19 protein-coding genes are annotated in these 19,785 nt (G+C 40.0%); 6 read left to right on the top strand and 13 right to left on the bottom strand.

What is annotated here, in order from left to right; translation table 11 throughout:
• The first annotated feature begins 9 nt into the window (after positions 1-9).
• Positions 10-1,662, top strand: a complete 1,653-nt coding sequence (locus H6731_07710; GenBank protein USN50148.1) for a hypothetical protein — start codon at positions 10-12, stop codon at positions 1,660-1,662.
• 6 nt (positions 1,663-1,668) lie between these two features.
• Here the strand turns inward: H6731_07710 and H6731_07705 are convergent, their stop codons facing one another.
• The 5 genes from H6731_07705 to H6731_07685 form a co-directional block, all read right to left on the bottom strand.
• Complete coding sequence (locus tag H6731_07705; protein ID USN50147.1) at positions 1,669-2,025, bottom strand: YraN family protein; 357 nt, start codon at positions 2,023-2,025, stop codon at positions 1,669-1,671.
• Positions 2,022-2,705 carry a ribonuclease HII gene (locus H6731_07700; GenBank protein ID USN50146.1) on the bottom strand — a complete coding sequence of 228 codons (684 nt, stop codon included), beginning with the start codon at positions 2,703-2,705 and terminating at the stop codon, positions 2,022-2,024. The genes H6731_07705 and H6731_07700 overlap by 4 nt, the downstream gene beginning before the upstream one ends.
• Entirely contained in the window at positions 2,638-3,012 is a 375-nt protein-coding gene (gene rplS / locus H6731_07695) for a 50S ribosomal protein L19 (protein ID USN50145.1), read from the bottom strand. The genes H6731_07700 and rplS overlap by 68 nt, the downstream gene beginning before the upstream one ends.
• 192 nt (positions 3,013-3,204) lie before the next feature.
• Entirely contained in the window at positions 3,205-4,239 is a 1,035-nt protein-coding gene (locus tag H6731_07690; protein ID USN50144.1) for an aminotransferase class I/II-fold pyridoxal phosphate-dependent enzyme, read from the bottom strand.
• 10 nt (positions 4,240-4,249) lie between these two features.
• A complete protein-coding gene (locus H6731_07685) occupies positions 4,250-5,506 on the bottom strand; it encodes a hypothetical protein (protein USN50143.1) in 1,257 nt (418 codons plus the stop codon).
• A gap of 227 nt (positions 5,507-5,733) precedes the next feature.
• On the opposite strand from H6731_07685, the gene H6731_07680 reads away from it, so the two are divergent.
• The 3 genes from H6731_07680 (at position 5,734) to H6731_07670 (ending at position 7,844) form a co-directional block, all read left to right on the top strand.
• Positions 5,734-6,786, top strand: a complete 1,053-nt coding sequence (locus H6731_07680; protein USN50142.1) for a phosphoribosylformylglycinamidine cyclo-ligase — start codon at positions 5,734-5,736, stop codon at positions 6,784-6,786.
• On the top strand, positions 6,768-7,409 hold the full coding sequence (gene purN / locus H6731_07675) for a phosphoribosylglycinamide formyltransferase (GenBank protein ID USN50141.1): 642 nt from the start codon (positions 6,768-6,770) through the stop codon (positions 7,407-7,409). Before H6731_07680 ends, purN begins: the two co-directional genes overlap by 19 nt.
• Positions 7,410-7,598: 189 nt before the next feature.
• The gene (locus tag H6731_07670; protein ID USN50140.1) at positions 7,599-7,844 is read left to right on the top strand and encodes a hypothetical protein; all 246 of its coding nucleotides are present in this window, start codon (positions 7,599-7,601) and stop codon (positions 7,842-7,844) included.
• A gap of 358 nt (positions 7,845-8,202) precedes the next feature.
• On the opposite strand, the gene H6731_07665 is transcribed toward H6731_07670, so the two are convergent.
• Genes H6731_07665 through H6731_07640 form a run of 6 tightly spaced genes read right to left on the bottom strand, consistent with a single transcriptional unit; the run spans position 8,203 to position 13,483 of the window.
• Entirely contained in the window at positions 8,203-9,246 is a 1,044-nt protein-coding gene (locus tag H6731_07665; protein USN50139.1) for a CDP-alcohol phosphatidyltransferase family protein, read from the bottom strand.
• Between the two features lie 29 nt (positions 9,247-9,275).
• On the bottom strand, positions 9,276-10,004 hold the full coding sequence (locus tag H6731_07660) for an rRNA pseudouridine synthase (protein USN50138.1): 729 nt from the start codon (positions 10,002-10,004) through the stop codon (positions 9,276-9,278).
• A 24-nt stretch (positions 10,005-10,028) separates the two neighbouring features.
• Positions 10,029-10,805: an SMC-Scp complex subunit ScpB gene (gene scpB / locus H6731_07655; GenBank protein ID USN50137.1), complete on the bottom strand. Its 777-nt coding sequence runs from the start codon at positions 10,803-10,805 to the stop codon at positions 10,029-10,031.
• Positions 10,786-11,733, bottom strand: coding sequence for a segregation/condensation protein A (locus tag H6731_07650; GenBank protein USN50136.1), 948 nt, complete (start codon positions 11,731-11,733; stop codon positions 10,786-10,788). Before H6731_07650 ends, scpB begins: the two co-directional genes overlap by 20 nt.
• Positions 11,734-11,738: 5 nt before the next feature.
• Positions 11,739-12,674 carry a site-specific tyrosine recombinase XerD gene (gene xerD, locus H6731_07645; protein USN50135.1) on the bottom strand — a complete coding sequence of 312 codons (936 nt, stop codon included), beginning with the start codon at positions 12,672-12,674 and terminating at the stop codon, positions 11,739-11,741.
• Entirely contained in the window at positions 12,671-13,483 is an 813-nt protein-coding gene (locus H6731_07640) for an N-acetylmuramoyl-L-alanine amidase (GenBank protein ID USN50134.1), read from the bottom strand. The genes xerD and H6731_07640 overlap by 4 nt, the downstream gene beginning before the upstream one ends.
• Before the next feature lie 258 nt (positions 13,484-13,741).
• On the opposite strand from H6731_07640, the gene H6731_07635 reads away from it, so the two are divergent.
• Positions 13,742-14,539, top strand: a complete 798-nt coding sequence (locus H6731_07635; GenBank protein ID USN50133.1) for a hypothetical protein — start codon at positions 13,742-13,744, stop codon at positions 14,537-14,539.
• 141 nt (positions 14,540-14,680) lie between these two features.
• Here the strand turns inward: H6731_07635 and H6731_07630 are convergent, their stop codons facing one another.
• Positions 14,681-17,092 (bottom strand): penicillin acylase family protein, encoded by a 2,412-nt coding sequence (locus H6731_07630; GenBank protein ID USN50132.1) that lies wholly within the window; start codon positions 17,090-17,092, stop codon positions 14,681-14,683.
• A 185-nt stretch (positions 17,093-17,277) separates the two neighbouring features.
• Between H6731_07630 and H6731_07625 the strand changes: the two genes are divergently transcribed.
• Positions 17,278-18,171, top strand: coding sequence for a DMT family transporter (locus H6731_07625; GenBank protein ID USN50131.1), 894 nt, complete (start codon positions 17,278-17,280; stop codon positions 18,169-18,171).
• A gap of 13 nt (positions 18,172-18,184) precedes the next feature.
• Here the strand turns inward: H6731_07625 and guaA are convergent, their stop codons facing one another.
• Positions 18,185-19,738, bottom strand: coding sequence for a glutamine-hydrolyzing GMP synthase (gene guaA / locus H6731_07620; protein USN50130.1), 1,554 nt, complete (start codon positions 19,736-19,738; stop codon positions 18,185-18,187).
• Between the last annotated feature and the right edge of the window lie 47 nt (positions 19,739-19,785).

Genomic DNA, 19,785 nt, shown 5'->3' with positions numbered 1-19,785 from the left:
GCAATTATTATGAACTACATTAAATATACTTTTTTCTTCTCTTTTCTTTTTCTGCTAAACGCCTGTATTCAACAAAAAAATAACACTCACCAAGGCCCTTCCCTTGAAAGCGATAAAAAAGCCAAAGAAGTATGGGCTCATATTAAAAGTAAAGATTTTTCCAAGAAAGAACAAGCCCAATCAGGGTGGAAAAAAATACTAGAAACTTTGCGACTTCCCAAAGATAAAAGAGCACCTGTTGTCCAAAAACTTGTTTCATATAGAGATGATACGCAAGGAATCATCCATAAACTACTCAAAGGTAGTATCAATCAAGAACGCTCTAACGCTATTGTGACTATGCTCGATGATTTATCTAATAACGATATGAAAAAGGCGTGGCTTGAGCAGGCACACAATAATGAAGATGCTATGGCCTTGCTATTAGCTAGAAAAAATGCTCTTCAGGATGATGCCCCACAAGCTATAAAAATACTTCTCGATAAAATTCTTCCGCTAGATCTGAACACTCGCTTAGCTGCAACGAAAATATGGGACGTGGTACGTAGGGCCAATTTTGCTATTAGAGATGACAAACGGGCCTTTGCAATTGAAGTGCTCGCGCGTTTAAGCGACATGCCCACAAGCAGCACTCGCCAAAGCATAGTAAAAGCTCTTAGCAGCAAAGACGATATGGATGCTACAAAATCTGGTTTGCTACAATCAATGGTGCAAGGACCAATCGATAAAGAATTGCTAAAAATTTGTGAAATTTTTATTGAAGATCAAGGCGATAGTCAGGCCAAAAAAAATTTCGTTAATCAGAAATTGGGAAACCTTAAAGAAAGGGCTCTTCATTATCTTTTGAGTCTGAATATTTCAAAAGCTGCTGATGGTGATGGTCCCGGCGTGAGACTTTCTACCGGGGCGCTGGCAAGCGAACAGCCCTATTTAAATAATTTAATTACGTTACTGACTTTGAACGGTGCTGATAGCGGAGATCTTTATTCACACAGGCTCCCACAAGAAGCCACCGACGTGATCCTCGATGAATTAGATAAAAGTGATGACAAAAGTGTTTTTCTAAAGCTCCTTGAAGGGCGCACCGTGAATCATGAAGATTTAATGCCAATAATCGACTGGGGTATTCGAAATAAGAACAGAGCAGAGGTGCTCAAAATATTACTTACAAATAAACAATTGAAACTAAACGCTAAAAGAATACTTAAATCCAATGCTTTCATTCATGCCATTAGTACAGATATGGAAACAGTTGTTAATAATAATAACCCAAAAAAAATAAGTGGCGGATTTTTGGGAATGGGTAAAAGCCAAGAATTGTACATTGATGAAGTTGCCCTCACTAATTTTAACCGTTTACTAGAAAATGATTATGGTCTTTTAGCGCTTATAGCTGACACCGATTTTATTCAGGCTGATCAAGGTCCCCTGATCGGTATCTTAATGATTCACACAGCTAGCAAGAGAGAGCTGCCCCTCAACAAGCGAAAAGCTGTGGTACGAACCATTGCTCGAACATTAAAAGCAAAGTTGCCTCATCCTGGCCTATGGCAGGATTTGGTTTACAAAAAACTTTTAAATGGTGAAAATTCCATCGACATTCTGGTAAATGATCTTCGCATAAGCGAACAAGAGGCCAAAGATCTGCTTTTAGTAAAATAATGGCGGTCAGCCCTCATCCCAAAATGCATCCTTTATATGCTCGATTTTAAACGTTGTCTCTGATCCTGTCATGGATATGACATCAAAACGACAATCGGACATGAAGGAAAGATTTTGTAAATAAGCCTGAGCGGCTTTAATAATTTTTCTTTGTTTTGATCTTGTAACCGCTTCAAAGGGCGCACTCACAGAGTCATTTTTGCGATATTTTACTTCAACGAAAACCAGTGTCTTTTTATCTTTGGCGATGATATCTATCTCACCAAAAACATAGCTCACATTGCGAGCAACTACAGCATACCCCTGTTTTTCTAAATAACGCGCCGCATGGATTTCATAATCCTGCCCACGTTTTCTGCTCATAGCAATCTCATAGTTCTTACTGGCGCAAAGCTCTGCCTATGAATGGCGCAGGGCCCTAATCTATCGAGGGCTTCCATATGAATCTTGGTGCCATAACCTTTGTGCTGAGCAAAGCCATAACCAGGAAATTTTTTATCAAAGCCCTCCATGAGTCGATCACGATGAACTTTGGCTAAGATTGATGCGGCCATGATACTCGGCACCAAGGAATCGCCTTTGATGATGGCCTGTTGCGGCGCTTCAAATTGGCCAGGTATGGTTTTATTGCCATCTACAAGCACCACATCAAATTTTATTTTTGTCTGTATTTTGAGCACAACATTTTTCATGGCAAGAAAGGTTGCCTGCAAAATATTGATGCTGTCGATCTGAGCGGCATCAATTTCACAGATGGCCGTAACCAACGCACGCTCTTGAATCTCTAAAAAAAGCTGCTCGCGTTTTTTTTGTGTAAGTTTTTTTGAATCATCAAGCCCACTAATTGACTGATGGCGGTCAAGCACAACGCCTGCCGCCACCACCGGACCTGCCAAAGGACCACGACCCGCCTCATCGACACCTAAAATCATGCGCGAATCGTATGGATCGAAGCTTGAATCCATAGAGATAGATCTAAGCCTTTGCCATTCTCGAGAAATCTTTGCGTTCTTGAATACGTGCTTTCTTACCGCGCAATTCACGCAAGTAGTAAAGTTTTGCTCGGCGCACACGACCGGTTTGAGCAAGCTCAATCTTTTCTATACGGGGGCTTGCCAAAGGAAATACACGCTCAACACCATCACCAAAACTGATTTTGCGCACACGAATAGAAGCGCGATTACCACCGCGACGGTGAGCGATCAAAACACCTTCAAAAACCTGGGTTCGCTCTTTATCGCCTTCTGAAATGCGAAAGAATACTCGGATGGTATCACCGATACGAAAATTAGGATAATCCGAACGCACATTGGCTGCTTCGATCTTTTGAATAATGCTAGGTGCTGACATAATAATGTTTCCCGTAAACCTTTTTATTTAGTCTAGAAAATTTTTTAAGCGATAGCACATCTACTGCAGTCAAAACAAAAGATCAATGCCACCAGCTGCCCTATTTTCACAGACTTTGATTTATTCCTTCCAACTCATGCAAGCCTTATTTTATCCAAAATTTTCCACAACAACCTATCGTTATTTCATCAATTAAATTAAAATTTTCTCAACGATTTTAACTGCTTGACTAATATCTTCCATAGAGACATCGCGATGCGTCACAGCACGAAATTGGTTGTAAGCAAAGTATGAAAAGCGTAAACCCTTCTCTAAAGCGCGCTGATAAAAATTATTCGCATCATAACCATCGTTTAAGGAAAAAAAGATCATATTTGTTGAAGGCTGCTGATGTTTTAGTTTTATGGCAGGAATTTTAGAAAATCCTTCAGCCAATATTGAAGCTTTTTGATGATCAAGCGCAATATCATCTACATGATGATCCAAAGCAAAAAGCGCTGCTGCTGCAAACATACCGCTTTGCCTTAGAGATCCACCAAACATCTGTTTGAGTCTGCGAACTCTATGGAAATGTTCTTCCTCAAAAACAAGACATGCACCTGCAGGGCATCCCAAAGCCTTAGAAAAACAAATAGTGACACTATTAAAACCATGAGCGAGTTGGCTTAAAGAGCAGCCGCTCTTAACCGATGCATTAAAAATACGTGAACCGTCTAAGTGAGTTTTAAGTCGTAAATCTTTGGCGCACTCGGTCACTTCTTTGAGCTTTTCCAAAGGCCATGCCTGACCTCCACCAGCATTGGTTGTGTTTTCCACCACAAGCAAAGAAGTGCGTGGGGAATTGTAGAGTACTTTTTCACGGTAGCGTTTTTTTATATCAGCGGCACCAAAAAACCCATTTTCACTTGGAACCATCCTGGCCTGCACGTGAGAATGAAAAGCCATTGCTCCAGCCTCTGCATTAAAAACATGGCTACTTTCATAGCCGATAACTTCATCTCCTGCTTCGGTATGAAGTTTTACGGCAATCTGATTAGCCATCGTGGCTGACGGGAGAAACAAAGCAGCACTGAGGCCAAGCTTTTTTGCCATGACCTCTTCAAGTTTTTTGGTGGTAAGATCTTCTCCCAGCTGTTCATCTCCCAAAGGTGCATCAAACATTGCCTGTTTCATGACATCTGAAGGCCTGGTTGCTGTATCAGAAAAAAGATCAATGCCCTTAAACATATGAACCTCCTTAAAATTTGGGAATGAGATGATCACATGGAAGCTTGAGTAACTCACCTCGCAATTCACCCACAGTATAAAGCGATCCGCATACTAAAATATTTGCTTGATTTTTTTTTGCTTGCTCTATCAATGTTGCCCATGAAGAAAATTCTTTTATTTTTTGGGGCGCAAGCTGAGCAGCAATAAAAAATTCCTCAAGCCTGTCAAATTCCTCTCTACGTGGATTTTTTGAAAGATGCACAACTACATTTAGATATGTGTGTGCTGCTGTGAGCAAATTTATTTTTTCTTTAGTATTGGCACTTTTAAGCGATCCAAAAACCAAAATGAGCGGCTTAACGCTTATTAATTTATCGTTTTTCAGTGTAGCCACAAGTTCACTTATTCCCAATGGATTGTGAGCCCCATCAAAAATTATAGATACTCCACCGTGCACAATTTTTTCATAGCGCCCAGGCCACTGCACCTCTAAAAGAGCTTTTGATACTTTTTTATCCTCGGTCTTTAGAGCGAGCGCCTGCATCAAAGAGAGAGCAAGGCCTGCATTTTGTTTTTGGTATCTACCCTGCAACCCCAAAGGCATCTCAATCTTCTCAGACAGAATCAAGTTAAACCCTCTTTGTCTTTCTTGATCTTTTATTATCTTCCAAGCTTCCGGCCTTTGTTCAACGCACACCACCTGTTGCCCAGAATGTGCCGCAGCAATTTTTTCTGAAGTAATTGCTTCAATGCTATCGCCCAAAATATTTTGATGATCGAGCCCGATGGTACTCACCCCCAAGGCATTAGTTTTTAGAGCGGTGGTCGCATCAAGCCTACCCCCAAGCCCAGCCTCTGCAATTATCACCTGTACTTTGGCTTTTTGCGCCACATAGATAAACATAGCCAAAATGCACTCAAAAAAGCTTGCTTTCCCCTTTGGGTCTGCTTTTGTCAAAACAAAATCACAGGCTTCAATAAAATCTTCCTCGCTTATCATTTTCCCATTTATCTGTATGCGCTCTCGTGCAGTACTTAAGTGTGGACTGGTAAATACAGCAACGCTATGACCATGAGCCAACAAGAGCGATGCCAAAAAAGCCGAAGTGGAACCTTTACCATTGGTACCCACGATCTGAACACTTTTAAAATTATTTCTTTGGTAGGCAACTGCATCAAGCAAAGACTCAATCCTCTCAAGCCCCAATTTAGGGTTCGAAGTTCTTTCAAGCAATTTTTGTAATGCTTTTTGATAGGCTTTTGATTGAAAACAAGGATTAAGCATTGAGACCTCAAAAAATTCAGCTTAAATAAATCACACCTTAGCAATCCTAAAAATTAACTGAACCTTGAATTTCTTCTTTGGTCCTCGCTTTGTTGCGGGCGTTCATAAATTAAGGTTCAGCAAATTCTAAAATTGGCATTATAAAGGTGACAAAAATAATTTTTTTGTCTCTATACCGCTATTTAAAAATTCTCTAGACTTTTTTTATTTCAGCAAGGAGATCTTCTGTGACCACACTCACCTACCAAGATGCTGGTGTTGATATCACTTTTGCGGACCAAAATATCAGAAATTTACCAAGCAGTCGTTCTCATAGCCAAAACGTTATATCAAGCCCCAATGATTTTGCAGCCCTATTTTCTCTTAAGGACTTGCGAAAAAAATTTGATGAGCCCGTTCTCGTCACTAGTACCGATGGTGTTGGCACCAAAGTGCTTGCTGCCATTGAATGCGAAGCATACGAAGGGCTTGGTCAGGATCTCGTAGCCATGTGCGCCAATGATATTCTCACCAAAGGTGCTCATCCACTTTTTTTTCTTGATTATTTTGCATCTTCCAACCTTAAGAATGTGCCTTTCTCAAAGCTGATACACTCAATGGTAATCGCGTGCGATGAAATCAACTGCGCTCTTGTTGGAGGAGAAACTGCAGAAATGCCATCCATGTATGAAAATAAACATTTTGATTTGGCAGGTTTTATTGTTGGAATTGCTGAGCGTTCGCAACTTTTGGGTAGTCATCTGGTAGAAGAAGGCGATTGCATTATCGGAATTGGCTCGTCTGGTTTGCACTCCAACGGCTACTCCCTTGTTCGAAAAATCATGTTTGAAAAACTTAAACACAAAGCTAACGACGTTTTGTGGCAGAACGAAAAATATATTTCAACCGTAGCGGATGAGCTTCTTAGACCCACTACCCTCTACCACAAGTGCATCATGGCGTTGAAAGATTGTGGAGTCAATCTTCATGCTTTGGCTCATATCACAGGAGGCGGACTTTTTGGCAACGTGAGTCGCGTCATTCCCCATGGATTGTGCGCTCAACTAGATTTAAGCTCCCACAAAGTTCCTCCCATTTTTTCCTACCTTCAAAACAATGGCCCCGTCGATCAGTCTGAAATGCTCAGAACTTTTAATATGGGTATCGGTATGGTTGCCATAATAAATAAAAAACACAAAAACTTAGCACTCGACACCATAAAAGAATACAATATCAACTGCATAGAAATAGGCAAAATAACACTTTCAAAAGAAGACAAACGATGCACAATAAAAATGTAATTTTTAAAATCGCTCAGGCAATAAATTACTCTGGAAATGATTTTAAAATAGGCGTTTTGGTCTCTGGTGGGGGAAGTAACCTACAATCTCTCATAGATTTTTCAAAAACCCCCGCCGCACACTACAAAGTTGCTGCAGTAATCTCTAATGCATCTGATAATATTGCGCTGGAGCGCGCCCAAAAGGCAGGTATTCCGCACCGCCGTATCCATCACAAAGACTTTGCCAAAAAAGAAGATTTTGAAGTTGAAATGATACATTTTTTGGAGCAGGAAGAGGTGCATTTGATCGTGCTCGCAGGATTTTTGCGCGTACTTTCTAGCACATTTGTCAATTATTTTTATAATCGCATAATAAACTTGCACCCTTCGCTTCTGCCAAAATTTCCAGGACTGCACGCCATAAGACAGGCACTTGAAGCCAAGGAATCAGTTTCTGGGTGCACAGTTCATTTGGTTGATCAAGGGCTTGATACAGGCGAAATTATCGCTCAAAGCTCATGCCCAATAGAGCCAAGTGATAGCCGAGATAAGCTCGATCAAAAAATCCATCGACTGGAACATCAGCTTTTACCGCGCATAGTAAATGAAATTGCTCAAACAACACGATCACAACTTTCTTAGGTGAAAATCTTGCCGCTTTAAATTAATCAAATTAAAAATAATTCGCTCTTGATCTAAGTTTTTTTAAATTCTCTAGACAAGTAAAACCATGAAATTATTGATGACCATATGAAAAGAACAAAATCACTGTATGTTAAGCGAAGCTATGGATTTATTAGAACCAATTTGTAAATATTTGGAGTCACTCTAATGATGGTTCGCTTTTTATATTTGTTCTCTGTCTTTATTTCACTCGCTTGTTTGTCAGAAAATTTCACTGTGAAAATTCCCTTCAAGCTCCCCACACAGATCAGCAAAGAAGAGTTTCAAAACTCTCTCAATCAAATAGAGAATAATACCGTAGTGATTTCTGGTGCTGGGCCGGTGGGTTTGTTAGCAGCCTATGTGCTTGCCAAAAAAGAATACATTAAAAATATTTTGGTCTTAGAAATATGAGTCAAAATTACCTTCTTTTGCAGTGGAAATTGCTCGATTTCAAGAAATGATGGCAGTCCAAAGATTTTTTTATCGTCGATGCCCACACCGCTAATGTTGAAAATAGCAAAGAAAATATTATTTATATTGGCAATGCCCATCATAATGGCAGCCCCATCGGAGGCTTAGGCTTTTCATTGAGCGCATCTAAAGAAAATTTTGCCCTGCGTAAGCTTTCCAGAAAGTTAATAAAATATCCTCAAAATAAAATTCTGCACCTCTCTATAAATTTCACATAATACAAAGCCAGATAGCGAACTTCTGGCATTCATCGAAAATACTTTAAAGTATATTCCTAAGCCATGCGCAAAACAGTTTCTTAAAGCAGTGTCTTTTTGAAAAGTTCAACATGGCGGCCAAAATTGAAGCCACAGATGAGGGAACTAACAATGGCAAGTGCTATTGATAAATAAAGCGGTTGCGCTGGCCATTGCAAAAGCAAGTGAGCATTCAGCCACAAAGCAAAAAGGAGTCCACTCGCAGCAGAAAGCCAAAATGGCCATGAGCTAAAAACATATTTCTCGCTAACAGCAATGTTATCAATACCACCAAGACCAAATTCCAGCGACATACTCACCAAAAGCGGAATAACCATAATGGGAAAGTATGCCACCAAAGGCGCAACAAATAGACCATGAACTATCGCCCACATAATTCTTGCCCAGTCTTTTTGATTGATGCCAGTGCGCCTAAAAAGTTTATAGCTTCCTGTCACATAGTCGATGGCTGAAATCCAAGTAATAGAAATAATGACTCCCATCTGTAGAGCTAGGATAGTCTCCTTGCTTACAAAATAGGCTATAATTCCCACTAAAAAGAAAGCACAAAAAACGGGCAATACCCAAAATGGTATTGTTTTCTTTTTCAAGCGATAGATAAAAGCAACTGTGATAAATGGCAAAGAAAGACCTAAGCACACCAAAGTAAAAATGCCATAAGGCAAAACAATTGTTAAAAAAATTGTACCAAAACCACCCATCTGAATAATGGTTTTGAGTTTGCCCAGCTTACTGGTTTTAATTTGCTCCCGCCTAAATGCTACCGATGAGCGTAACGCGGTCATCAAAAGCTCGCGACTCAATAATGCACTAGCAACCCAGGCAGGAAAAATCTCCAAGGCTATCATGCTCAGAATAATAGCTGTCACAAAAATTTTATCAGCCACGGGATCGAGCAATGAACCTAGACGCGTAGGGCCTTCCTTGCGAGCCATCAAACCATCAATAAAGTCTGTGGTTCCCAAAATAATAAAAAGTGCAAACGCTATCCACCAGTCAACGGCATCGCCATAAATCAACATATAGGAAGGTATGGGTAACAAAAAAATCCGAGCCATCGTGACTTGATTGGCAGTAATACGCACACACCCTCCTATGCTGGGTAACTTGGGTACTACCCTTTTAGTAACATGATCTCATTTTTATTCAATTGTCGGTGCTTACCTACTTCAAGTTTGCTCAATTGAATGCCGGCAAAATCAGTACGCAAAATCCGCATCACAGGGTTTTCTATGCGAAAGAACATCCGTTTGATTTGGCGATATTTTCCGGAGGTGAGTGTCACCTTAAGCCAGCAATTGTGTTTAGTGGCACGATGGAATTCAATTTCAGATTTTCCAGTAGGGCCATCTTCCAAATAGATACCACGTCTTAGCTTTTCGATATCTTCTTCTTTTGGCACACCTTTTACTTTCACCAAATAGGTTTTTTTACATTTATATTTGGGATGCAATAACTTTTGTGAAAGCTCTCCGTCATTGGTGAGCAGTAAAGCTCCCTGAGCATCATAATCTAATCGCCCAATAGGAAAGATGCGCACATCTTTATATTCAGGCAGTAAATGCAAGACTGTTTTGCGATTAAAATTATCTTTTAAAGTTGTTACAACTTGAGGAGGCTTATTTAATAAAATATAAATTTTTTCTTGATTGTGCTCTGCCATCAATGGCACCGCTTGCCCATTTACATGTACGACATCTTTTTCTGAGTCTACCAATATACCGAGCTTGCAAACTTTTTTTCCATTCAAACGAATGCGCCCTTCAAGGATCATCTCTTCTACACGACGACGTGAAGCTACATTTGATCGTGCTAAAACTTTTTGTATTCTCTCGACTACCATAACTAACACCAGGTAAAATTAACTTTATTCTTTCACTGGGGTCTTCTTTTCTACATCATTTGCTTTAAGCAAAGCCTCATCCAAACTCTTCAAGGCTTCCTCGCTTAGACGCTCAACTTCAGCTGAAAACATTGGGGATTTTTTTGCTTCGGCAAATAAATCTTTTAGACTTACATTCTCAGAACTAAGGTCAATCTCATCAGTTTCTTCACCAGCACTTAAAGACTCATACTGCTTGAGCGTAGGCAAATCATTCAGTGAGTTTAAGGAAAAAAACTCCAGGAATTCTTTGGTTGTACCATAGAGAAGCGGTCTGCCAAGACCTTCAGATTTTCCTAGTATTTTCAACAACTTAAGCTGCATGAGCTTTTTGAGAGCAAAGGAACTGTCTACTCCTCTGATTTCATCTATATCAACCCGTGTTAAAGGCTGGCGATAAGCCACGATAGATAAAACTTCTACTTGTGCTTTGCTCAATTGCAGCGGCTTTTGCGCCACGATCTTTTTTACTACCAAAGCATGTTCAGGAGCAGTAGCGAAAACTAAACCTCCTGCCATATCTTTCAGCACCAACCCTCGCCCTAGTGTGCGCTCAGTACTTTCCCACCGTTCCCGTAAAAACTTCAAGGCGTGACGGACATCCTTTGCTTGAGCATTTATATCCGCAGCCTGTAAAACCTCCACCATTTTTTCAATACTCATAGGATTGCGACTTGCAAAAATCAGTGCTTCAAGCAAGGGCTCCAAATCAGGCAAAGGCTCAAGGGAAAGCTGCGAATCATCAGTCTTTTCTGTGTTCATCCGATTCTCCAGAATTATTCAAAATGCCAAGCATTTCTCCTTTCAGCGTATAAAAATTTTCCTTTCTTACCGTCATGACCAAATCATCCACCGAGGCAACTTGAAGGCGCAGTAATTTTAGCCGCGACATTTCGAGCAAAGCTAAAAATGTCACAATGACATCAATCCGCTCATAAATAGGGAAAAATCTTAAGGCATCATAAAAGCTAAACTTGGTTCTAAGCTGACAAAAATCCATCAACTCGTTAATGCGCGCAGACACGCTAATACGATCTCTTGTAATAGTATGAATGCTGTGTTTTTCAGATTTTTTTAACAAAGTCGCAAGCTTATCCACCAACTGAAAAATTTCGATGGGCGCGAGAGTCACTTCGCCTTCTGGCTCTTCTTGCTCTTCATCTTCCACTTCTTCATCAATGTGCCGATAAAAAATATCTTGGCCCAAGGTGGGACGTTTCAATAATTCTTGGCTTGCCTCTTGGTAACTCTTGTAAAGCAGCAAACGCCTAATTAATTCGCTCCGAGGATCTACCCCCTCTTCTGCCTCATCGTGCCCATCAGCTATTTGCTCTTCTTTAGGCAGCAACATCTTGCTTTTTATTTCGGCCAAGGTCGCAGCCATCACTAAAAATTCTCCAGCAACATCGAGATTGAGTTTTTTCATCTCATCAAGAGCTTCAAGATATTTAGTGGTAATCAACATTATAGGAATATCAAAAATATCCATCGAATGTTTACGAATAAGGTGCAATAAAAGATCAAGCGGGCCGTCATAGTTGGGCGTATCGATGTGAAGCATAAGAGACTCTGGCGTAGGCACAAAATCAAGTGCGTCTTTATCGCAGAATCGACCACGCGCTTTCACGCGTACCGCCGTATCACCGATCTCAATACTGGTCATTGCCAATGATTCTTTACGCTCATTCATAAATTCTAAGCCTGCTCCTTTGTCTTCTTCCTCAGTTTAGACCGGGGATGGTGCTTATCGTAAAGAGCAGTCAAATGTTTTTTATCAACATGGGTATAAATTTCAGTTGTCGCCAAGTCTGCGTGCCCCAACAAAAGCTGCAAGGCTCTTAAATTAATACCGCCTTCTAGCAAGTGGGTAGCAAAACTATGACGCAACTGGTGGGGCGATAAATCATTTCCCAGCCCAGCTAATTGAGCGTATTTCTTAATAATTTTCCAAACAGACTGGCGAGAAAGACCCAAACCGTGTTTGCGAATAAATAATAATTCCGATTGTCTTTGCCCAAGCAACCTCACTCGCGCATCCCCCAAATATGCTTCAAGCAATGACAAGGCTTTCTCATTCAAGGGCACAAGCCTTTCTTTTTGACCTTTACCGATTATGCGCAAAAAACCTAAATCAACATCAATATCGCTCAACTTTAAGCTTATAAGCTCAGAAACACGCAAGCCCGTTGCATAGAGCACACCGATTATTGCAGCATCTCTTTGACCGCGAGAACTAAAATTATTTGGCTGCGCCAATATTGAGTCAATGTTTTTTACAGAAACAGTGTGAGGAAGCGTACTCTCAACTTTTGGCAAATAAATATCTTGCGCTGGATTATCAACAATTTTCCCCTCTTTCCTTAAAAACAAGAAAAATCGTCGTAGGGCACATAAAGCCCTATGCAAACTCTTGGCAGAAATGTCTAGTTTAGTTCTTTCAGCACAAAATTGAGTGATATGATCGCGCATCACCTCCTGTACAGTGTGTACCCCTTGCTGATTTAGAAAATTGAAAAAAAATCGCAGGTCGCGCGAATAAGAAATAATTGTATTGTAAGACAAAGCTCTTTCGACTTTGCTGTAACTTAAAAATTGTTCCAAAAAAAAATCAAATTGCTTATCAACATTCATTTTTGTGCCCGAATTACACGATTTTCTAAATATTTTTTAATTCCTAAAACCATTCCTCGCGCAATATGTTCTCTAACTTTTCTATCGGCAAGCATTCGCTCTTCCTGAGTATTCGATATAAAAAATATTTCACTTAATACTGCAGGCATTCTCACAAAAAGCACATAAAAAAGTGCTTGATTGTAGCCGCGGTTATTGAGTTTTTGAGAAGGTATCACCTTGGGTAATTGCGCATGTAATCCGCGCGAAATGAGTGCTGCAAGTTGATCGCTTTCTGCCCTATTTGCACTGGCTCTTAAATCAGCGAGCACAAACTTTAGAGCGTGGGAGCCATTGCCTCCAGATTTATTTTCTCGATTAGCTAAACGATCGGCATGAGCGTTACTTGCAACATCAAGACTATAGAGTTCAAAGCCAGAGGCATCTTTGTCATCGCTGGAATTGATATGCAATGATAAAAATAAGTCGCCACCTTTACTATTTGCAGTTTTGACCCTCTCTTCAAGAGAAACGAAGCTATCGGTTTTTCTCGTCAAGACCACATCAACTTTAGGCATAATTTTTCTCAGCCAGCGACGAATCCGTAATGCAATATCCAAACTTACATCTTTTTCTTTTAATCCTAATGTGCCTACAGCACCTGCGTCTTCACCACCGTGGCCTGCATCAATAATCACTCTGCCACTCACAGCAGAAATAATATTTTTCGAAGATGAGCTTGGGGAATTTTTTAAACTTACACATGAACTTGAAACCACAATCACTGCAAAAAGTATTAAACAATATATTTTTACAAAAATAACCGACATAACTCAATCACGTCCCTAAATTCACCTCATTGAGGCTAACATAGGGAACAACTGCTCACAATAAAGCCAAAAAGCAAAAGTTAATTGGCAAATACAAAAGTAAAAAAATCACGCAACAAAACTTCCGCTTGAATCCTTCAACTTTATTATCATAAATTTAGATCTTCAAAGCCAGGACATTTATAATCAGTTTGGCAAGTTTGTTTAAGCAGGTTGATAAATTTTTTGAACCAAAATACCTGATCCCTGGATACATCAATGAGCATGAAAAACCAAAGCCGTCTGTCAATATTTGCTCTAATGATTATTGGTGCAACCGTCTTGAGCCTGTTTGGTCTCAATTACCTAGTTGAGGCTATTGCAGAGAAAAAAACTCCAGTGGCAGCGCACCGCCCTCCCTTCCCTCAAGGCAATAAATTTAACGGAAGAGATGATTCGTTGAATGAAGATGATAGCTCTACTCAGGACTCCATACCTTCAAACAATTTCGGGCGCATGAACTTAGGCAAGAGGCCCTATCCCAACTATAACAAAAAGATGCCACCAGGATTTCCTCCAAATATGAACCAACCGCCAATGCATGGCATGCCTAACCATGTGCAAAGAGGAAATCATAGCGCAAATATTCAAAGAAGTTCTCCTCCTTCACATCCTGTACAAGAGCCAAATAACCACTATGGTACTGCTCCCAATCACTTTCAACCCAATAATGCAGGACAGCCTCCTTTTCCCACCAATAACAATAATTTCAGACCTTCAGAGGAAGATATCAGACGAATGGAGATGGAGCGACGCCGCATGATGGAGTCCTTCCCTCCACCGCCTGGTTACTATAATCCTGATGATCGTTACGATGATAGCTATGATGGCCCTCCCGACGATTACTACGATGATTATGCTCCTGATTATGAAGGGAAAATTGAAAAGAAAAATAAAGATGAAGTAAAGCTCAGTCAAGCTTCTGATGAAGATGAGATTATTGACACAATCAGCGATGAACTCGACATGTTCATCGAAGATGATTATCTCTACGACATTCTAGAAGACGAAGATTAAAGATTCTATCTAAAAACCTCCCACTCCAATTTTGTTCTTCATGGAGTGGTTTTTTTATTCCTGGACTTTAATTATCACGTTTTAAAATTGTGTTAAAAATTCTGGCAATAAATTATCTCGAAACTATTAAGAAAAATAATTTTATTTGGATGTTCTGCTATCTAAACCAAAACTCATCACCGTTTGTTTTTTTGCCCCATCCCAATTTTTTATAAGATCCATAGTTTTACCCCTATGCCACAATTGCGCCTGATCCAAACTATGCTTTCCAAACAATCCGCTATTGCCCGAATCCAAAACAATTTTTAATTGAGGCGGCCTGGTCATGACTGCTTGAAAGCGCAAATTTGCACCTCTTTCAACAGGAATTCCTGATTCTGCCATAGGTGAGGTGGCAAAACCTGCTACAGGACGCTTTTTATCCGTAAAAAATTTTCCAATTAAAGCAGCACGAGCAAAAGGGCTTTTTCGTTGTAAATAATGATGCCTCCCCCAACGCCATTTCCAAGGAGATTTCCCCGCTTTTTCTATCAACTTTTGAAATGCTGGTTCACACTGAGATGCCACAAATTCATAAGCTTCTTTTTCCGCAGTACCACTGCTAGAATGCCGATAATCCAATATTTTTTTTGCAAGATCATGCTTTAAATTGTAGCTAAGCTGACCAATATGGATTACACGCTTAAGCAGATCTTTCTCAAAAGCCAAATTAAGCTTTGCTTCAAGCAGTTGCTCAATCATTATTTTGTAAGGAAGCGCTGCTAAACTATCGATGGTAAAATTTCCATCGAAGTCTTCTAAAAGTTGCGCAAACTTTTTACGAATACCAGAAGCATTATGAAATTTTTCTCGACATATTCCACCCAAGAGAGGAGACATGGTGCGCGCCTCAATCGAAGTACTATCTCGTTGTATATGAGCCAAGTCTTCAACTGAAAGCTTAGAAAATGATTTCAAATTTTTATTGATCACCTCTGAGATCCTCAAAGCTCGATAAGGTGGAGCTCCTTCTTGTCCATAAAATTTTTGCTCACCATCGTTATGGCTAAAAATATTTTGATTTGCCGTTATAATAATTCCCGAATCAGGATTGAGTTTATGGGGTTTTTCTAAAAACTTAGTCCACAATGATGAAGAGTGTCTCCCGTCAAGCGGCAAAGATGGGTGCTGACTCTTATCGCGCTTTGGAACTAAACCTGCATAGCTATAACCAACCTTACCTTCGATATCAGCAAGCACTATATTCACACCAGGCAAAGTCATAGATTGAATGTACTTATGTGCTTCTAAAATATTTTTTGCCTTTACTAATTTCCAAAATGGAATAATTAATTTTTCTTGGTGAGCTTCATAAAAACCGGTCCACATCACAGCAAACAATTCATTCTCCCCAATCAAACGGTCATGGCGAGAATCCCATACTGGTCCAAAAATACTGACGTAGTGCTCTTCATCGTGACAATTTTCTTTTTTATCCAAACAAAACTTTTGCATCCATTTTTTAAAAACATATTTTTTATTATCGACTTCATAAACCAAAGGATTAGTGCTGTCCCGTTTTATGAACACGCTATCTTGAGTATTAAGATAAGAAGCTGTCACTCCCCATGCAATAGTATTTGAGGCACCGATTAAAATTGCTGGAAGACCAACGAAGCTTGCACCACTCACACTGAAATCATCTGTCTGTATTGTTGCCAAATAAAAGTTTGACGGCCAAGTATGGCGAAGATGAGGATCGTTCATAAGCACAGCCGCATTATTTTGCATGATTCTGTCTTCTACTACCCATGCATTTGAGGCACCTTGTGAGTTTTGAATAAAATTTTCAACTTTTTTAACGGTATTGGTAAACGGCGCCAAAAAGTTACCAAGATAGCTTGGTAAAGAAAAATTTCCGTTCTTAAGCACAGATCTTCCTTTTAAAATTGCTGAGTTTTGATCATCGGTGGCTGCAAGCAAAGTCATTTTTTCTTGGGTGGGCATGGCAGACTGAGCAATTTTGAGCCGAGCCAGCTCCAAGTCTAAATCCGAGGCAAGTTGCCAGGCTTGAAGACGAGCAATAGCCAGAACCTCAACCATTCTCAGAGGTTCAAAATTAATTCCCAACAAAAAATGCTCTGCACTACGCCCGCGTTGTAATGCACCCTCATTTACACCACGCACATAAGCATCGAGCAGTTGATACTCTTCTTTGGAAAGGCGAGAAAATTGCTCATCTAATTTATAAGTGAGCGTGCGCAATTTTCTATCTGTATCGAGCGCTTTTTCACCAAATAATTCCGCTACTCTCCCGGTAGCTGCATGCCTCATTAAATCCAGCTGAAAAAGGCGATCGCGCGCATGCATAAATCCTAAAGAATAGAGCGCTGCTGTTAATGTTCTCGCTCTAATAAATGGAATGCCAAAACTATCGATGACCACATTTGCTTGGTGCTCATTTAAACGGGCATTGTCTATGAGGGGAGAATTTATCGCTCTCGGCTTAAAGACAAAAAATGGATTACATGATTGAAAAAATACAAATACTAAAAATATGATTGTTTTTCTCATAAAACTCCTTACAGCGAGCGCAGGAAAATGGCTGAATGAGAATTTTATTTTAGCAAAACAGCCTCTTAGATGATCTCAAAAACAAATGATTCTTTTATATAAAAAGTACATTGACCACTAAAATTCAAAGCTATAAACACAAAAAACCATAATAATGCAACACAAAAAAAGCGTGTAAGGTTTATATGATTTCAACGATTGCAACTAATGAAAAAAAAGGAATTTTATTAGCTATTTTATCTGGCTTACTGTTCGGCTCACTCGGTTTTTTTGGAATGAGTCTCATGAAAAGTGGGCTGAGTGTTTTTGAACTCACTTTTTGGCGGTTTTTTGTTGCTACCATTTTTATGGGATTACTCATCAGCCTCAGGCACATCAAAACTAAACCCACTGCTATAAAAAATCATCCTAAACATTTGTTGTACTCGGCACTGGTGGGCATATTTTTTTACACGACCCCGGGCATATTATTTTTCTTCTCAAGTAAACTCATTGGCACCGGGCAGGCTATGGTTATTTTTTTCGTATATCCAGCCTTTGTTATGCTCCTCAATTGGATTTTTAATAAAAAAATTATCACAGCACACTATTGGTGGTCTTTTGCCGTTATACTCACAGGTCTGATTTTTTTGATCGACCTTAATGAATTTTCCTTTGATGTGCTCGGTATTAGCATGGGACTTTTTGCTGCTCTTAGCTTCGCTATCTTTGTTTTCTTTAGCCACAAAATTAATCTTTCTGCCAGCACTTCAACTTTTATGGTTTCATTGGGCTGCAGCATCGCAGCAATAACTTTGGTGCTTTTTGAGCAGCCACTTCCTCTTCCATCACAAGCCATTCAATGGACATGGATTTTAGGAATTGGCATCTTTAGCTCCGCCCTTCCATCTTTGTTATTGCTCAAAGCTATCGACTATATTCCCACAGATAAAGCCTCACTTCTTTCAGTACTTGAGCCTATATTCACCGTTATTTTTGGTGTGATACTCCTTGATGAAAGCATGAGCCTTAAAAATGCTCTCGGTATTGTTTTCATTCTTGTAGGAGCAATGAGCATCAGTCTTAAAAAAAATACCTGAGCTGATTTCATGCTCACTCCCACTCAATGGTGCCTGGTGGTTTTTGTGTAATGTCGTAGAGCACGCGACTGATACCTACCACCTCGTTGGTGATTCTGCTCGATATTTTTTCTAAAACCTCATAGGGAAGTTTTGACCAGTCAGCAGTCATGGCATCTTCACTTTCCACGCAACGTATAACAATGCTTTCGCCATAAACCCGAGCATCTCCCATCACGCCGACACTTTTTACAGGCAATAAAATAGCAAAGCTTTGCCAAATTTTTTTGTTGTAAACCTCAGCGATATTTTTCATTTCTTCACAAACAATTGCATCAGCCCTGCGCACAAGTTCAACCCGTTCTCTTGTCACCTCTCCTGGCACACGAACGGCCAAACCTGGACCTGGAAACGGCTGACGCATCAATACTTCATTGCTGATACCTAAAAGCTTTCCTAATGCTCTTACTTCGTCTTTAAAAAGTTCTCGCAAAGGCTCAACCAATCCTAAATTCATATGTTCAGGTAATCCGCCCACATTATGATGACTTTTAATGCCATGAGATTTGCCTGATTTACTTTTAGGAGATTCTATTACATCTGGGTAAAGAGTCCCCTGTCCCAAGAATTGCGCCTTAAAATTCTTCGCTTCACTCTCAAAGGCTTCAACAAATACTCGACCAATTTCACGACGCTTTTTCTCAGGATCCGTTACTCCTGCTAGTGCTTCGAAAAATTGTTCTTGGGCATTTACCACTAACAATTCTTTTTTAAAAACTTGAAAGAAAGCTTTCTTGGTTATCTCGATTTCGTTGGCTCTATGCAAACCATGGTTCACATAGACGCACAACAATTGATCATTGATGGCCTGATGAATCAAAAACGCCGCCACCATAGAATCAACACCGCCCGATAAACCCATGATCACTCGGCCTGATCCAACTTGAGATTTAATTGATTGGATCTGCTCAGCCAAGAAATCTTTTAAATCAAAACTCTTATCCACTTTGGCAACTTTAAACAAAAAATTTGCCAAAATAGTTGTGCCGCAAGAGGTATGGCTTACTTCAGGGTGAAATTGCACACCAAACATTTTTTTGGCAGGATATTCAACCGCAGCTTGCAAACAGCTATCGCTCGATGCGACGGTTCTTAGTTCCGATGGACAAATTTTCGTCTGATCGGAGTGCGACATCCACACTTTCAATGGCGATGTGAGCGCATCGAATAAAAGACTGCTGTTATCGATGCTGATCATTCTTTGACCAAATTCCCGATGAGGAGATCTTTCAAGCTCACCCCCAAGATGTTTGATCATAAGCTGCATACCATAGCAAATACCCAAAATTGGAATGCCAAGCTTAAAAATATCGTCGTCAACATCGAGCGAATTTTTATCAAGCACAGATTCAGGACCACCAGACAAAATAATGGCAGATGGACGATCTTTCATGAGTTCATCTGCGCTGATAGACGGCATAAAAATTCTTGAAAAAACTCCAAGTTCTCGAACACGCCTAGCAATGAGCTTGGTTGTTTGAGAACCACAATCAATTACAGCTACATAACTATTCGATGACATAATCATTCTCACTTTTTTAGCTGAGCTAACCGTCTTACAAAAAAATAGCAAGA

The organism is Myxococcales bacterium, from assembly GCA_023898405.1.
GTDB lineage: Bacteria > Myxococcota > UBA727 > UBA727 > JABDBI01.
Note: the sequence above shows the minus strand (reverse complement) of the source record. Positions and strands in the feature narration are given on the sequence as shown.

Excerpts from the sequence above, each read along its gene's own strand:
- H6731_07625 (USN50131.1), top strand. The coding sequence starts at position 17,278 with ATGATTTCAACGATTGCAACTAATGAAAAAAAAGGAATTTTATTAGCT.
- H6731_07660 (USN50138.1), bottom strand. The coding sequence starts at position 10,004 with ATGGTAGTCGAGAGAATACAAAAAGTTTTAGCACGATCAAATGTAGCT.
- xerD (USN50135.1), bottom strand. The coding sequence starts at position 12,674 with ATGAATGTTGATAAGCAATTTGATTTTTTTTTGGAACAATTTTTAAGT.
- scpB (USN50137.1), bottom strand. The coding sequence starts at position 10,805 with ATGAACACAGAAAAGACTGATGATTCGCAGCTTTCCCTTGAGCCTTTG.
- H6731_07650 (USN50136.1), bottom strand. The coding sequence starts at position 11,733 with ATGAATGAGCGTAAAGAATCATTGGCAATGACCAGTATTGAGATCGGT.
- H6731_07640 (USN50134.1), bottom strand. The coding sequence starts at position 13,483 with ATGTCGGTTATTTTTGTAAAAATATATTGTTTAATACTTTTTGCAGTG.
- H6731_07705 (USN50147.1), bottom strand. The coding sequence starts at position 2,025 with ATGAGCAGAAAACGTGGGCAGGATTATGAAATCCATGCGGCGCGTTAT.
- H6731_07670 (USN50140.1), top strand. The coding sequence starts at position 7,599 with ATGATGGTTCGCTTTTTATATTTGTTCTCTGTCTTTATTTCACTCGCT.
- H6731_07630 (USN50132.1), bottom strand. The coding sequence starts at position 17,092 with ATGAGAAAAACAATCATATTTTTAGTATTTGTATTTTTTCAATCATGT.
- H6731_07710 (USN50148.1), top strand. The coding sequence starts at position 10 with ATGAACTACATTAAATATACTTTTTTCTTCTCTTTTCTTTTTCTGCTA.
- H6731_07685 (USN50143.1), bottom strand. The coding sequence starts at position 5,506 with ATGCTTAATCCTTGTTTTCAATCAAAAGCCTATCAAAAAGCATTACAA.
- purN (USN50141.1), top strand. The coding sequence starts at position 6,768 with ATGCACAATAAAAATGTAATTTTTAAAATCGCTCAGGCAATAAATTAC.
- H6731_07635 (USN50133.1), top strand. The coding sequence starts at position 13,742 with ATGAGCATGAAAAACCAAAGCCGTCTGTCAATATTTGCTCTAATGATT.
- H6731_07690 (USN50144.1), bottom strand. The coding sequence starts at position 4,239 with ATGTTTAAGGGCATTGATCTTTTTTCTGATACAGCAACCAGGCCTTCA.
- guaA (USN50130.1), bottom strand. The coding sequence starts at position 19,738 with ATGATTATGTCATCGAATAGTTATGTAGCTGTAATTGATTGTGGTTCT.
- rplS (USN50145.1), bottom strand. The coding sequence starts at position 3,012 with ATGTCAGCACCTAGCATTATTCAAAAGATCGAAGCAGCCAATGTGCGT.